Here is a 15,129-nt window from a genome sequence, read left to right as displayed (position 1 = left end):
TGTGCTGAAAGGGGAAGATAAATCTAACCCGTTCATTGTACCTGGCCCGTACTCCATGAAGAGGAAATCAATGTTGGACGGAAATTGCTACCGTATTCACCATCAAAAATTGGCGGTGAATAAGCAGTAATAATGAAAAATGGTGTTCCAGGAGTAAGCGGTTATCAGGGCCCTGCGGGTGGGTGGGGTGCGGTAAAAGCCGTCACTGCTTCGGTGTTTTCGCAAAAGGCTGTCGCGCGCGACATTATCGCGATGTTCAAAATGAACCAGGTGAAAGGGTTCGATTGTCCGGGCTGTGCGTGGCCGGACCCCGGGCATCGTGCGCCAATGGAGCTGTGCGAAAATGGCGTTAAGGCGGTTTCCTGGGAGACAACCAGTAAGAAAGCGTCACCGGAATTTTTCAGTCGTCACCCGGTTTCCACACTCTGGCACTACAGCGATTATGAACTGGAAAACATTGGTCGTTTGACGCATCCAATGAAATACGATGCAGTGTCAGACACCTGGCAGGCGGTGGATTGGGATATCGCCTTTCGGGAGATCGGCGAGCGTCTGCGCAGCTATGACTCAGCACAACAGGTTGAGTTTTATACCTCCGGCAGAACGTCAAATGAGGCGGCGTTCCTGTATCAGCTGTTTGCCCGCGAATATGGTAGCAGCAACTTTCCTGATTGCTCAAACATGTGCCACGGACCGACCAGCGCAGGGCTAACGCCGGCCATTGGCCTTGGGAAAGGGACCGTTGAACTTGATGATTTTGACCACTGCGATCTGGTGATTTGTATCGGGCATAACCCTGGTACTAACCATCCACGCATGCTGACCACCTTACGCGACGTTGCCAAACGTGGAGCCAAAATTATCTCCATCAACCCGCTGAACGAAAGGGGGCTTGAGCGCTTTAGCTTCCCGCAAAGTGCGAAAGAGATGTTCACCGGTCAGGCGACGGAGCTGAGCAACGACTACTACCAGGTAAAAATGGGCGGTGACGCCTCGTTGCTCAAAGGCATAATGAAGGCGCTGATCGAAATGGACGAAGCGCGGATCCTACTGGATCAGCAGCCGACGCTCGATCATGCGTTTATCGACCAACATACCGCGGGATATGCAGCGCTGTATGACGACTTACGTCAGCATAACTGGGCGGAGCTGGAACAGGACTCGGGTCTGACGCGTAGTCAGATGGAAGATCTGGCGCACAGCTACAGTAAATCCAGCGCCACGATTGTTTGTTATGGTCTGGGCATCACTCAGCATAAAAACGGCACCGAGAACGTCCAGCAGCTGGTAAATCTGTTGTTGCTGAAAGGCAATATGGGTAAGCCGGGGGCGGGGATCTGCCCGTTACGCGGCCATTCTAACGTGCAGGGCGATCGTTCTGTGGGGATCAACGAAGCGGCGTCCGAAGACTTCCTGCAACGCCTTGAGAAGCATTTTTCTATCCGCGTTCCGCGCAAACATGGACGCTCCAGCGTGGAGAGCATTCGGGCCATCGAGCGGGGAGACGCAAAAGCGCTCATCTGCATGGGCGGCAATCTGGCGGTAGCGATGCCCCAGCCGCAGCGTACCTTTGCGGCGATGAAAAATCTGGATCTGCAGGTCCATGTGGCGACCAAACTGAACAGATCGCATCTGCTGCTGGCAAAGCATAACTACCTGCTACCTGCATTAGGCCGAACGGAGCGCGACATGCAGGCGACGGGGATCCAGTCGGTGACCGTCGAAGATTCTATGTCGATGGTCCACGCTTCCTGTGGCGCGCTGAAGCCGGCTTCCCGCTGGCTAAAATCGGAGCCCGCGATTGTGGCGGGCATGGCGCGTGCCACGCTGCCGCATTCTCCGATCAGCTGGGAAGCATTTACCGGGGACTACGCGTTGATCCGTGACGCCATTGAAGCCGTGATCCCGGCGTTCCACGATTACAACGCACGTATTGCCGAGCCGGGCGGATTTCGTATGGATACGCCTGCTTCGCGCCGTGAATGGCGAACGGAGAATGGCAAAGCCAACTTTATCGTCAGCCATCAGCGGGCGGTAGAGCGGGAACATCAGCCTGCTGATGCACTGGTTCTGGCGACGCTGCGTAGCCACGATCAGTACAACACCACGATTTATGGGATGAACGATCGCTATCGTGGCATTACTGGCCGTCGGGATGTGGTGTTTTTAAGCGCCGAAGAAGCGACGAGCCGCGGTCTGAGCCAGGGTGATGTGGTCAACGTTCAGGCGCTGGACGACAACGGTCAGCCCTGCGCGGATCGCATCATGTACGGCTTAACGGTGGTGATTTACAACATGGCGGCTGGCTCAATTGGCGCTTATCTGCCTGAAGCGAATGTCCTGCTTTCGCTGGATGCAGTAGATACACAAAGTTTGACTCCGGCGTATAAAAGCATACCGGTCACCCTGACTAAAGCGTAGTTCCTGCTGTGAATTTTTCGCCTCTGAGCGCCAGCCGCTGCGTTGAGGTGTATGATGATGTCGACCTCTGTCCGGTTAGTGTCGCAGAGCAGGCAATCAGAGCGAAAAATTCACGCCAACCTGCTCAGGCTGTATTGTTTTGAGGTAAGGTGCATGAGCAAAGGAACGACCAGTCAGGATGCCCCATTCGGGACATTATTGGGCTATGCCCCAGGTGGCGTAGCAATCTACTCTTCAGATTACAGCTCCCTCGACCCACGGGACTACGACGATGATGCAGCATTTCGCAGCTATATCGACGATGAATACATGGGCCACAAATGGCAGTGCGTAGAGTTCGCACGCCGCTTTCTCTTCCTTAACTATGGCATGGTCTTCACCGATGTGGGCATGGCCTGGGAGATCTTCTCCTTACGCTTCCTGCGCGAAGTAGTGAATGACAACATCCTACCGTTACAGGCATTTCCGAATGGTTCGCCCCGCGCGCCGGTAGCAGGCGCACTGCTTATCTGGCAAAAAGGCGGCGAATTTAAAGATACCGGGCATGTGGCGGTCGTCACCCAGTTGCTGGAAAACAAAATCCGTATTGCCGAACAGAACGTGCTCCATACGCCGCTGCCTCCCGGACAGCAGTGGACCCGCGAACTGGAGATGGTGGTTGAGAACGGTTGTTACACCCTGCGTGATACCTTTGACGACACGACCATTCTTGGTTGGATGATCCAGACCGATGATACCCGTTTCAGCCTACCGCAGCCGGAGATCGCCAATGACTCGCTGAAAATTGGCGGCGCGCGACTGGAAGATAACGGGCAATTTGATGGTAAATGGCTGAATGAGCAGGACCCGCTGCAAAAAGCCTACGTGCTGGCGAACGGCCATGTGATTAATCAGGACCCGCATCAATACTTCACCATTACCGAGAGCGCCGAGCAGGAGCTGATTAAAGCCACCAACGAACTGCACTTGATGTATCTGCATGCGACCGACAAGGTGCTGAAAGACGACAACCTGCTGGCGCTGTTTGATATCCCGAAAATCCTCTGGCCGCGCCTGCGCCTTTCCTGGCAGCGTCGTCGGCATCATATGATTACGGGGCGTATGGATTTCTGTATGGATGAACGTGGACTGAAGGTGTATGAGTACAACGCCGATTCCGCATCGTGTCATACCGAAGCCGGTTTGATTCTCGAAAGATGGGCCGAGCGTGGTTACACAGGGCAGGGACACAACCCGGCTGAAGGGTTGATCAACGAACTGGCTGGTGCCTGGAAGCACAGCCGTGCACGTCCGTTTGTCCACATCATGCAGGATAAGGATATCGAAGAAAACTATCATGCGCAGTTTATGCAGCAGGCGCTGCGTCAGGCCGGGTTTGACAGCAAAATTCTGCGAGGTCTGGATGAACTGCGCTGGGATGATGCCGGTCAATTGATTGACGGGGACGGCCGTCTGGTGAACTGCGTCTGGAAGACCTGGGCGTGGGAAACTGCAATTGAACAGGTGCGCGAGGTCAGCGAAACGGAGTACGCCGCGGTGCCAATTCGTACCGGGCATACGAATCAGGAAGTGCGTTTAATCGACGTGCTGCTGCGCCCGGAAGTGCTGGTCTTCGAACCTCTGTGGACGGTTATCCCTGGCAACAAAGCGATTCTGCCGATCCTCTGGCAACTGTTCCCGCACCACCGTTATCTGCTTGATACGGATTTCACTGTTAATGAAGAGCTGGCGCAAACCGGTTATGCGGTGAAACCTATTGCAGGACGTTGTGGCAGCAACATCGATCTGGTGAGTCATCAGGAAGAGCTACTGGATAAAACCAGCGGTAAGTTTGCCGAGCAGAAGAACATTTATCAGCAGCTTTGGTGTCTGCCAAAAGTTGCCGGTAAATATATCCAGGTTTGTACCTTTACCGTAGGTGGTAACTATGGCGGTACCTGCCTGCGTGGTGACGAGTCGCTGGTGATTAAAAAAGAGAGCGATATCGAACCGCTGATTGTGGTGAAGGAAGACTAATCTTTCTGCTCGCTCACGAGTGAGATATGAAAAGCCGGAGTATATCTCCGGTTTTTTTATTTATGATTAGATTGATAGCACTTATATTTAAATGAGTGTCTATATTTATATAAATGACAGTAAATATTCTCATGGTAAATGATATTTAATGATTAATGCATTCGTTAAATGAATGCATCAATCATTAAATAATTATTTTCGTTTGTATTAGATAAATATTTTCTTGGTTGTCATTTTAAATATAAAAACATAATGTGTTATTCGATTAATTAATGACATTGATCATGTTTTTACCTATGGAATATATCGGATTGCATTATCGTGATAATTATAATAGTTAATTGTCATCAACAGCCATTGTTAACTGCCTGCAGAAATGACGTTGTAAGAAACATGTTGAGCGATTGGAACGTGCTCCATTAGGAAACGCAAAATACCGGCAGGAGTCGCCGGTCTGAGAGGGACGTATGGGTGACAGTTTTCAGAATGAAGTGCCGACGGCACGCGTTAATATTAAGTTAGATTTACACACCGGAGGCGTTCAAAAGAAAGTTGAATTGCCTTTAAAACTACTAACTGTCGGTGATTTCAGTAATGGCAGAGAGCAGCGACCATTATCTGAGCGTGAAAAGATAGATATTAATAAAAATAACTTTAACGATGTGCTGGCCAAGTTTTCACCAGTGGTTAATTTAAGTGTTAAAAATACGTTAGCTGATGATGACAGAAAGGACGATATTAACCTTACCTTTAAGAATATCCGCGATTTTGAACCTGAGCAGATCGCACGAAATATCCCACAATTACGTGTTCTGTTGGCTATGCGTAACTTACTACGTGACCTGAAATCTAACTTACTCGATAACGCTGCTTTTCGTCGCGAGCTGGAAACAATCCTTAAGGATCCAGCTCTGAGTCAGGAATTGCGTAATGAGCTGGCAACTATGATGCCAGAAGAGATTTAACGCTCTACAGGGTTTCCTCCGCTAAATCGGCAGGAATAGTAAAGGAACATAAAAGGAATATGTTGATGTCTGTTCAGGAACATACCTCTTCAGCCGCGACCACCACGACCAGTGAACGCAGTGTTTATCAGTCCCTCTTTGACAAAATTAATCTTTCCCCCGTCGCGTCATTAAAAAATGTAGATGCGTGGCAGAGTGATGAAGCGCTTTCTGATGCCGCTCCGGCGGAGCGTGTGACCGCTGCTATTCAGGTTCTGGTCTCATGTCTGGCGGATGCCGCACAACCCTTAGAACGCCTGGATAAAACGCTACTCGATGAGCAGATTGCTCGTCTGGATAAGCAGATTAGCGATCAGGTTAATGAAGTTATGCATCATGCTGAATTTCAAAAACAAGAATCGCTCTGGCGTGGTTTGCATTCAATGATCTCTGGTATCGATTTTCGCCGAAATGTCCGTGTCGAAATGATGGATGTCAGTAAGGATGCGCTGCGTGATGATTTTGATGACGCGCCGGAACTTATCCAGAGTGGGTTATATCGTCATGTTTATATTGAAGAATATGACCAGCCAGGTGGCGAACCTATTGCGGCAATGATTTCAGCGTACGAATTTGATAACAGCCCGCAGGATATCGCGCTACTGCGCAATATTTCTGGCGTATCGGCAGCCTGCCATATGCCATTTATTGGTTCAGTTGGGCCGAAATTCTTCCTGAAAGAAAATATGGAAGAGGTCGCGGCCATAAAAGATATCAATGATTATTTCGAACGTGCTGAATACATCAAATGGAAAGCATTTCGTGATAGTGATGATTCACGCTATATCGGATTAACTATGCCGCGTGTACTCGGGCGTTTGCCGTACGGCCCTGATACCATTCCTGTGCGCAGCTTTAACTATGTCGAGGAAGTTAAGGGCCCGGATCACGAAAAATATCTGTGGACCAGCGCATCTTTCTCTTTCGCTGTGAATATGGTGAAAAGTTTTATCAAGAATGGTTGGTGCGTCCAGATCCGTGGACCACAGGCGGGTGGCGCGGTTAAAGATTTACCTATCCATTTGTACGATCTGGGGACGGGTAATCAGGTGAAAATCCCGTCTGAAGTGATGATCCCGGAAACTCGTGAATTTGAATTCGCCAACCTCGGTTTTATTCCGCTTTCTTATTATAAGAATCGTGATTACGCCTGCTTCTTCTCTGCTAACTCGGCTCAAAAACCTGCGCAGTTTGATACCCCGGAAGCAACAGCTAATAGTCGAATTAACTCACGTTTGCCGTATATCTTCCTGCTTTCTCGTATTGCTCATTACCTGAAAATCTTGCAGCGAGAAAACATTGGTACGACCAAAGATCGCCGCCTGCTTGAGCTTGAACTAAACAACTGGTTACGCAGTCTGGTAACCGAAATGACCGATCCTGGCGATGATTTGCAGGCTTCACATCCGCTTCGTGATGGGCGTGTCGTGGTGGAGGACATTGAGGATAACCCGGGTTTCTTCCGCGTGCGCCTGTACGCCATCCCGCATTTCCAGGTTGAAGGTATGGATGTCAGCTTGTCGTTAGTTTCACAGATGCCTAAGTCGAAATCTTAACGGCGTAATGCACAGGAGGTGCGATGAAGATCTATCGTCCGTTATGGAGCGAGGGGGCTTTTCTGGCTCCCCAACAGTTTCAGCAACAGACACGTTGGGATGCTTACGTTGCTGACGTTGTTGCTCACATGTCACTTTCATCACCGTGGGGCGTCATCAGCGCGGAGTTTGATGAAAGTGCGCTAACGGTTTCCCGTTTGAATCCCGTTAATCTGGTTGTGCGCTTTCCTGACGGTACGTTAGTGGATACAGGTATTTCAGATAACCTGCCTCCAGCGTGTGATTTATCGCATCTTACTGGCTACAACAGCGTTGATATCGTGCTGGCATTGCCGCTGCTTTCAGCTAATGGCGGCAATCTTTCATCAGGCAACGGTGTCAGCCGTCCGTGTCGCTGGCAGCAGGAATGGCTGCCAGTTCAGGATCTCTCCGGTCAGGAACGGACTGATATGGCAGTGCTGCGGCATGCTATCACCCTCCGGTATGCCCATGACGATAACAGCGCTTACCTGACTTGTCCGGTAGCTTGCCTTATTCGTAATGCTCAGGGGCAATGGGAGCTGGGACGTGATTTTTTACCCCCCTCGCTTTCACTCTCAGCCAGCCCCTTATTAATCAACTCGCTCAGTGATTTGGTGCATCGTATCCAGGCTCGTTGTCGCCGCCTGATGTCCTTGCGCCGAGAAAGTAACGAACGAATGGCGGATTTTGCAGTAGCAGATGTTTCGTTGTTTTGGCTGCTGAATGCGCTTAATAGTTCGGAACCTGTTCTGAAAGAAATGCTGCAAAACCCAGGCCGTCATCCCGAACTTTTGTGGCGTGAGCTGGCGCGGTTAGCGGGCAGCCTGCTGACTTTCTCGTTAGAAAATGATGTCAGCGTTGTACCTCCATATCAGCATGCAAATCCGCAGCAGGTATTCCCGCCGCTGTTTGCTCTGCTGGTGGAACTGCTGGAAGCCAGCCTGCCGTCTCGTGTTGTCGCTATTGAACTGACGCAGGAGCGACAGTTCTGGTATGGGGTTCTGTCGGATGCCCGACTGCGTGAAGGTGCTGATTTTTACCTGTCCGTTCGCTCGGGTCTCCCCGCACATGTCCTCCTGGCGCAATTTCCACAGCTCTGTAAAGCGGGGAGCCGGGCGGATGTGTCAGATGTCGTCAATGTGGCACTCAGCGGTATTCCATTAAAACCGCTGACACATGTACCCGCAGCCATCCCGTTACGACTGGAAAATCAATACTTTGCTCTTGAAATTAATCATCCAGCAGCCCAGGCCATGTTGGACGCCGGTAATTGTGCTTTCTATGTGCCGGGAACGCTGGGAGAGATTCAACTTGAGCTGTTTGCAGTATTAAGGGATTGAAATAAATGAATAAGGAAATTGATCAGGTTTTCTGGCCAACATGGCTTGCTGTAAGCCAGCTACGTGACGGGGCAGAAGTCGACGACGGAGCTGTTCTTTATCGTCGGGCCAGCCAATGGGTTGAATCTGCACGTGAGGCATTGCGTGATATGGGGTACAGCGAACACAGCGTTGAACATATGCTCTACACGCAATGTGCGTTACTGGATGAAAGCGTGTTGAACCGCAACCGGCAGGATAGCGGTTATATCACCTGGCTTGCGACACCCTTACAGGCCCGTTATTTCAATACCACCAACGCAGGGGAAGAGTTCTGGGAACGCATCCGGTCTGTGCTGCGTGAGCCCGTTCCTGATACCGCCGTAATAACCTGCTTTTATCGCGCAATCACGCTCGGTTTTGTTGGGCGCTATCGTGAGCAAGGTGACGAACGTCGTGAAGATGTTCTTGAGGCGCTGGCGGCTCAGGCGAAGCCTTTTAAGTTAACGCACGATGCGCCCGTAATCATGCAGGCGTCCGGTTTCTCTGGCAGTAAGCGTCGCTGGTGGCAGGCATGGATTGTCGGCGCGGTGGCGTTGGGGGCTTTATGGTTAACATTTTCTCATGTCTTACAAGGGCTGGTTGCTCAGCTTATTGGGCAGGGCTAAAACATGGCTCAGTTGCGAGGGATCGTTAACTATGTGCTGACAGCTGTGCTGGCTTTGTTGCTGGTTTGGGGATTCAGTCCGTTAAGTACGGGTGTCCGGGGCGGCCTGACCGTCTTTATTTTATTGTTTTCCATTCCAGGGATCGTTTACGGCTGGCGTCAATATGGCCAGTTGAGATCAGCGCATTCCGAGCATGAAGTTCCGCTCCCTCCGGAGAGTTTCAGTGGGCCAGTTGTGCTCGTGTGTGGCGATAATGTCCCCTTGTTTGCCGGACGCAGCGGTTCTTGCGAGAGCTCGCAGGGCTGGTATTTATCTGTCCAGTCCCCTGAGCATTACATTGCTCTGGTTCGTCAGATAGCTGCTCAGCGTCCTGGGCTTCTTATGCGCGTCTCCGTAATGCTGGCATTAACTCCGGAACGGCATACTGATGAAGATGCGCTTAAGCACATACTGCTCAGTTGGCGGCGAGTGGTGACCCAGAGTCGGCGTTGGTTATCAGGTGTACCGCCGTTTTGGTTGTGTTGTTGGCTGAATTCTCCTCAATGTAATGAGGCTGTTCGCTGGTTTATTCGAACCCCTCAGGATGCAGAAGTGCAGTCGGCTACGGGATTAGACGACTTTGCTCCTTTCTCTTCGCAAGAGAGCCCAGCCCGCCATTTTCATCTTACACATGCAGTGTGGTTAGATAATTTACTGGGCTGGCTGAAGAAGGTACAAGGCGATACTGAACACCATGCTCTGCCTGTTTTCTTTGCATTACGGGTTGTGTGTTTCACCTCATCAGCGGTCTGCGAAAATAACCTCTGGCAACGGCATATCATTGCTCAAACAACGCTTTCCCCTGCGGCGTCAGCAGCGCCCGCACTGCTGCCTTTTCCAGATTTAGCATTGCCATTCTTATCCCGCCGTCGGGCGTTGACAGCATTTCAACGGACGGTGGGCGTAAGTGGTCTGTTATGCGGCATTTTCATCGGAATGGCGATGGCATGCAGTTTTATCAATAACCAACATCTCATCAGGATCACAAACGATCACCTGATGCTATACCGCCAACTTAGCGGTAATCCTGCCGAGCCAAAGATCCTGGCCCAGGATCAACTTCGTCGTGATGCACAACTCCTTGAGCGCTGGTATCAGCGTGGCGAACCACTTTCTCTTTCAATGGGACTGTATCAAGGAATGAGATTGATCCCCCCTTTGCAGGTTGCCATAAGTGACTGGGGGTCACCCGAAAAACCGAAAGTGACTGCCCCGCAAACTGTACGTCTCGACAGTATGTCGCTGTTTGATACGGGTAAGTGGGCGCTAAAAGCGGGTTCAACAAAAGTACTCATTGGGGCTTTGGTCAATATCAAAGCCAAACCCGGGTGGCTGATAGTCATCGCCGGACATACCGATGATGTGGGTGACGATAAATCTAATCAGCTGCTTTCTCTCAAACGCGCGGAATCTGTTCGTGACTGGATGCGAGATACCGGTGATGTCGCGGAGAGCTGTTTTGCCGTTCAGGGATACGGCGAATTACGCCCCTACAAAAACAACGATACGCCGGAGGGGCGGGCAGCCAACCGCCGTGTAGAGATCAGTCTGGTACCGCAGGCTGATGCCTGTCGGGTGCCGGGCATGAAGGAACCGTCACCGCAAGGTGGTGACGCATTAGCGAAGTAAAAATGGAGAAAGAATTATGGCAATTCCAGTCTACCTTTGGCTGAAAGATGATGGCGGCGCGGATATTAAAGGTTCTGTTGACGTAAAAGACCGTGTAGGCAGTATCGAAGTGGTGGCACAGGAACATAACCTGTACATCCCTACCGATAACAATACAGGTAAGTTGACCGGTACGCGCATCCATACCCCGTTCCTTTTCACTAAGGAAATCGATGCCTCCAGTCCATATCTGTACAAGGCTGTAACCACCGGTCAGACCCTGCGTCAGGCAGAGTTCAAATGGTATCGCATCAATGACGCGGGTCAGGAAGTGGAATACTTCAACACCACGTTACACAACGTGAAAGTGGTGAAAGTAAACCCTGTGATGTACGACATCAAAGATCCCGCAAAAGAGAAGCATAACCACCTGGAACAAATTGAACTGCGCTACGAGAAGATCGTCTGGACGTATAAGGATGGCAACATTATCCATTCTGACGCCTGGAACGAGCGTACCACCGCGTAATGCGCTAACGGATGAGGATTTCCTCATCCGTTTTTTTATGCCCTCTGCTGAGCTTCCGGGGCGGGGGTTAAGCAGAGAGTATCAACATCACTATTACCTTATGGGCATTGGATTACGGCTACGGGCGGTAGCGTGCCTGAAGACAGGGAGTCAGGAAGCAAATGGAACACCATTCAGCAGTGCTATTACGACGTCTCAACCCCTATTGTGCTCAGGCGCTTGAAGCAGCGGCATCGTTATGTCAGACGCGCGCGCATGCAGAAATCACTCCAGAACACTGGTTGCTGAAGCTGTTGGAGCAGGGGGAGGGCGATATTACTGTCATTGCTCGTCGTTATGAATGGGATATCGATAATCTCTGGCAATCGCTGCTGAAGCATCTGGATGTTCAGCCGCGTTCCGTGAAAAGCCGCCCCCAGTTGTCTGATGCGCTCCTTTCTTTAATGCAACAAGCGTGGCTGTGTGCCGCAACGGATGAAAATTCGCAGATACGTGGTGTGCATCTACTGATGGCGCTGGTGGGAAAGCCTTCGCTGCTGAAGTGTGACGGTCTGTGGCCGCTTCTGAGTACCGGACATACTCAACTGGAAAGACTCCTGCCGCTATTAAATTCCCAGTCGGATGAACGTCCGGAAAGGCAGCAAGAAGCCTCTCTGGTGCAGGTTTCCCCTGATGATGAACCGCGTCCGGGTCAGGTTGAGTCGACGTTGTCGCCAGCATTACAAGGCGTGCTCGATAAATTTACGCTGGATGTAACCGCGAAAGCGCGTGTCGGCGATATCGACCCGGTATTTGGTCGCGATAATGAAATTCGGCAAATGGTGGATGTGTTGTCCCGTCGGCGAAAAAATAATCCCATTCTGGTCGGGGAACCCGGTGTCGGCAAAACCGCTCTGGTGGAAGGTCTGGCGCTGCGTATTGCTGAAGGTAACGTGCCGGATAGCCTGAAATCAGTAACATTACGCACGCTGGATCTTGGGCTGTTACAGGCAGGTGCCGGGGTGAAAGGTGAGTTTGAGCAGCGGTTAAAAAATATCATTGATGCCGTTCAACAATCGCCAACGCCTGTTCTGCTCTTCATCGATGAAGCACACACCATCATTGGGGCCGGTAATCAGGCGGGAGGCGCTGATGCAGCCAATCTGCTAAAACCCGCTCTGGCCAGAGGTGAATTACGAACTATCGCGGCGACCACATGGAGTGAATATAAACAGTATTTTGAGCGTGATGCTGCGCTGGAGCGGCGTTTTCAGATGGTTAAAGTGGATGAGCCGGATGATGACACTGCCTGCTTAATGCTGCGTGGTCTGAAATCACGCTATGCAGAACACCATGGCGTTCACATCACCGACGAAGCGGTTAAAACTGCTGTTACGCTCTCTCGCCGCTATCTTACCGGGCGACAATTACCCGACAAAGCCGTCGATCTGCTGGACACCGCAGGTGCAAGAGTGCGGATGAGCCTTGATACCGTTCCGGAACCACTGACGCGTTTGAAGTCAGAGATCACCGCGCTTGAAATTGAAAAGCAGGCGTTGCTTGCAGATCTCGCGGTAGGAAATGGTCAGCATGGTGAAAGGCTGTCCAGCATTGAACAGCGTGAAAATCGTCTGCTTGTCGAACTGGATGAACGAGAAACTCAGTATGGTCAGGAATTAGCGCTCACAGAGCAATTGCTGGCCAGCCGCCGTGATATTTCTCGTCAGGCGGAAACGGTTGAATTGCAGCAGCAGCTTAGTGTGCTTCAGCAGGGCCATCCGCTACTGTTTCCGGATGTAGACGCGCGCACCGTGGCTACGGTGATTGCCGACTGGACCGGTGTACCATTGTCATCATTAATGAAGGACTCCCAGGCAGACTTACTGACGCTTGAAACCCAGATGGGAAACCGGGTTGTCGGGCAGGATTACGCGCTGAATGCGATCGCACAGCGGTTGCGGGCATCAAAAACAGGACTGACGCCGGAAAACGGCCCACAGGGTGTGTTCCTGCTTACTGGACCAAGTGGAACCGGCAAAACGGAGACGGCGTTGGCCCTGGCTGACATTCTGTTTGGCGGTGAAAAATCGCTGATCACGATTAATTTGTCTGAATATCAGGAACCGCACACTGTGAGCCAGCTAAAGGGCTCACCTCCGGGATACGTTGGTTATGGCCAGGGAGGGATCCTGACCGAGGCGGTGCGAAAACGCCCCTATAGCGTGGTACTGTTGGATGAAGTAGAAAAAGCGCATCGCGACGTCATGAATCTGTTTTACCAGGTATTTGACCGTGGTTTCATGCGTGACGGCGAAGGCCGTGAAATTGATTTTCGCAATACTGTTATTTTGATGACCTCCAATCTTGGCGGCGACGCAGTGATGCAACTGCTGGAAGAACAGCCGGAAACCACAGAGTCTGAGTTGCACGAACTGCTGCGCCCACTTTTGCGCGATCACTTCCAGCCAGCGTTACTGGCCCGCTTCCAGACGATTATCTACCATCCGCTCTGTGAATCTGCGTTACGTACGATTGTACAAATGAAACTGGATCAGGTTAGCCAGCGATTACTGCGTCACTACGGCATAACCACGACGATATCCGAGAGCCTTTTTGATGCCCTGACCGCCGCTTGCCTGCTACCGGATACGGGGGCGAGGAATATCGATAGTCTGCTGAATCAACAAATCTTGCCTGTGCTTAGCCAGCAGTTATTAACGTATCTTTCCCGGCAGCAAAAACCTCAGCAACTCACTTTAAGTTGGAGTGATGAAGAGGGAATTGAACTGATAATTGATAGCGAGTGAAAAATAAAACTCAGTGATAATACTAGCGCTGGGTTTTACTTTGTATCGGGATATGCTTTGCGCTAAAGGACTAAATATGGATGGTGCTAAAGATCTTGCAAAAGATATGCTCGAAGCTATTAACGTTGATGATTCTGGGTTTATAGCTGCTTTGGCTAAAGGGCTTATATCATTTCCTGTGAGTATGGGATATCTGGCCTACGATTTTATGGATACAGAACATCGCAGAACGAATGAAGATGATAAATACAGGTTTGCCAGGCTTCTTAATAAAGCAAAGCTAAATAAGGAGTTGATAGGTCAGGTTATTGATATCTTTATTAGTGATTTTTCTTCGCGACTGGACGTTGCTTTAATGACGGAGAAAATTGTTGGGAGTAGTGCTGGAAGGATAATTTTCTCAGAGCTAACTGGCGTCAACATTGGGGCTGTTATTTCTAATCGGTTAGTCACAGCATTTTTTTCAGGTGCTCTTATAGGCTCGCTTCTTACGTTGGGAGCGGAAGTATCCAGAGCAATCTATACATCTCGCTATCTGGCTGCAAGGAGTCCGGGTAATTATCAGAAATTGAAAGATATGGGGGATCTGGATCTGCTTTATTTTCTGATAGAAGATCTTGTTTCACCTTTTGAAAAAGCAATTGAACTTCACAAAGCAAATGAAGTGTTTTTTAATGAGGTTTGCCAATGTTTTCTGGACGGTTTGGGAAGTTTAGAGAAATAGCTATATATTTAATGTATTATTTTTCATATCTGCTAGGGAATATCTTATGCATGTTTGGCATTGCCTTTTCTATTTGGTTTTTCTTCATTTCTGACGATGGGTTTAGATATTTATGGGGCATGGGAAATTTTTTATTGATCGTTTTAGGGTATTTTGTGATGAAATTTGGCTGGCCTCATGTGCGTAGTAATTGGGATGATTATCTGTAATTTTTTATTTAATGGGAAACTGTGCCGATCAGTTTTTATTATGATTTTATAAGCGCGTAAATATAGTTTATTAAATAGCGTTAACTCTATGAATATGGAACTAACAACATCAGGACCTACGCTTAACCGCTACAGCTTAACGATCCCTTCATGCCCGTATGCACTGGATGTGTTGCGTTTTGAGGGACTGTAGCAGTTAAGCGTTCTCTACCATTATTCAGTCCGTTTC

Annotated in this window: 10 protein-coding genes; all 10 read left to right on the top strand. The window is 50.1% G+C overall.

Annotated features, from left to right (window positions below; all coding sequences use genetic code 11):
- The first annotated feature begins 132 nt into the window (after positions 1–132).
- The 10 genes from OGY33_RS13910 to OGY33_RS13865 all read left to right on the top strand — a co-directional run bounded on the left by OGY33_RS13910 (position 133) and on the right by OGY33_RS13865 (position 14,691).
- On the top strand, positions 133–2,421 hold the full coding sequence (locus OGY33_RS13910; RefSeq protein WP_128316963.1) for an FdhF/YdeP family oxidoreductase: 2,289 nt from the start codon (positions 133–135) through the stop codon (positions 2,419–2,421).
- Between the two features lie 153 nt (positions 2,422–2,574).
- Complete coding sequence (gss, locus tag OGY33_RS13905) at positions 2,575–4,437, top strand: bifunctional glutathionylspermidine amidase/synthase (RefSeq protein ID WP_079934132.1); 1,863 nt, start codon at positions 2,575–2,577, stop codon at positions 4,435–4,437.
- 467 nt (positions 4,438–4,904) lie between these two features.
- Positions 4,905–5,402, top strand: coding sequence for a type VI secretion system contractile sheath small subunit (gene tssB, locus OGY33_RS13900; RefSeq protein ID WP_191238120.1), 498 nt, complete (start codon positions 4,905–4,907; stop codon positions 5,400–5,402).
- Between the two features lie 65 nt (positions 5,403–5,467).
- Positions 5,468–6,997, top strand: a complete 1,530-nt coding sequence (tssC, locus tag OGY33_RS13895) for a type VI secretion system contractile sheath large subunit (RefSeq protein WP_048225521.1) — start codon at positions 5,468–5,470, stop codon at positions 6,995–6,997.
- Positions 6,998–7,020: 23 nt separating this feature from the next.
- A complete protein-coding gene (gene tssK / locus OGY33_RS13890) occupies positions 7,021–8,358 on the top strand; it encodes a type VI secretion system baseplate subunit TssK (protein WP_137378082.1) in 1,338 nt (445 codons plus the stop codon).
- A gap of 5 nt (positions 8,359–8,363) precedes the next feature.
- Positions 8,364–9,005 (top strand): type VI secretion system protein TssL, short form, encoded by a 642-nt coding sequence (gene tssL / locus OGY33_RS13885; RefSeq protein WP_003828335.1) that lies wholly within the window; start codon positions 8,364–8,366, stop codon positions 9,003–9,005.
- A gap of 3 nt (positions 9,006–9,008) precedes the next feature.
- A complete protein-coding gene (locus OGY33_RS13880; protein ID WP_191238121.1) occupies positions 9,009–10,673 on the top strand; it encodes an OmpA family protein in 1,665 nt (554 codons plus the stop codon).
- A gap of 16 nt (positions 10,674–10,689) precedes the next feature.
- Positions 10,690–11,181 (top strand): type VI secretion system tube protein TssD, encoded by a 492-nt coding sequence (gene tssD / locus OGY33_RS13875; protein ID WP_003024437.1) that lies wholly within the window; start codon positions 10,690–10,692, stop codon positions 11,179–11,181.
- A gap of 161 nt (positions 11,182–11,342) precedes the next feature.
- Positions 11,343–13,967, top strand: a complete 2,625-nt coding sequence (gene tssH / locus OGY33_RS13870) for a type VI secretion system ATPase TssH (protein WP_191238122.1) — start codon at positions 11,343–11,345, stop codon at positions 13,965–13,967.
- A gap of 76 nt (positions 13,968–14,043) precedes the next feature.
- Positions 14,044–14,691, top strand: coding sequence for an Ssp6 family T6SS pore-forming effector (locus OGY33_RS13865; protein WP_191238123.1), 648 nt, complete (start codon positions 14,044–14,046; stop codon positions 14,689–14,691).
- Positions 14,692–15,129 lie beyond the last annotated feature (438 nt).

Origin of the sequence: Citrobacter sp. Cpo032, assembly GCF_030332975.1 — a bacterium.
Taxonomy (GTDB): Bacteria; Pseudomonadota; Gammaproteobacteria; order Enterobacterales; family Enterobacteriaceae; genus Citrobacter; species Citrobacter portucalensis.
Note: the sequence above shows the minus strand (reverse complement) of the source record. Positions and strands in the feature narration are given on the sequence as shown.

Excerpts from the sequence above, each read along its gene's own strand:
- OGY33_RS13910 (WP_128316963.1), top strand. The coding sequence starts at position 133 with ATGAAAAATGGTGTTCCAGGAGTAAGCGGTTATCAGGGCCCTGCGGGT.
- gss (WP_079934132.1), top strand. The coding sequence starts at position 2,575 with ATGAGCAAAGGAACGACCAGTCAGGATGCCCCATTCGGGACATTATTG.
- tssB (WP_191238120.1), top strand. The coding sequence starts at position 4,905 with ATGGGTGACAGTTTTCAGAATGAAGTGCCGACGGCACGCGTTAATATT.
- tssC (WP_048225521.1), top strand. The coding sequence starts at position 5,468 with ATGTCTGTTCAGGAACATACCTCTTCAGCCGCGACCACCACGACCAGT.
- tssK (WP_137378082.1), top strand. The coding sequence starts at position 7,021 with ATGAAGATCTATCGTCCGTTATGGAGCGAGGGGGCTTTTCTGGCTCCC.
- tssL (WP_003828335.1), top strand. The coding sequence starts at position 8,364 with ATGAATAAGGAAATTGATCAGGTTTTCTGGCCAACATGGCTTGCTGTA.
- OGY33_RS13880 (WP_191238121.1), top strand. The coding sequence starts at position 9,009 with ATGGCTCAGTTGCGAGGGATCGTTAACTATGTGCTGACAGCTGTGCTG.
- tssD (WP_003024437.1), top strand. The coding sequence starts at position 10,690 with ATGGCAATTCCAGTCTACCTTTGGCTGAAAGATGATGGCGGCGCGGAT.
- tssH (WP_191238122.1), top strand. The coding sequence starts at position 11,343 with ATGGAACACCATTCAGCAGTGCTATTACGACGTCTCAACCCCTATTGT.
- OGY33_RS13865 (WP_191238123.1), top strand. The coding sequence starts at position 14,044 with ATGGATGGTGCTAAAGATCTTGCAAAAGATATGCTCGAAGCTATTAAC.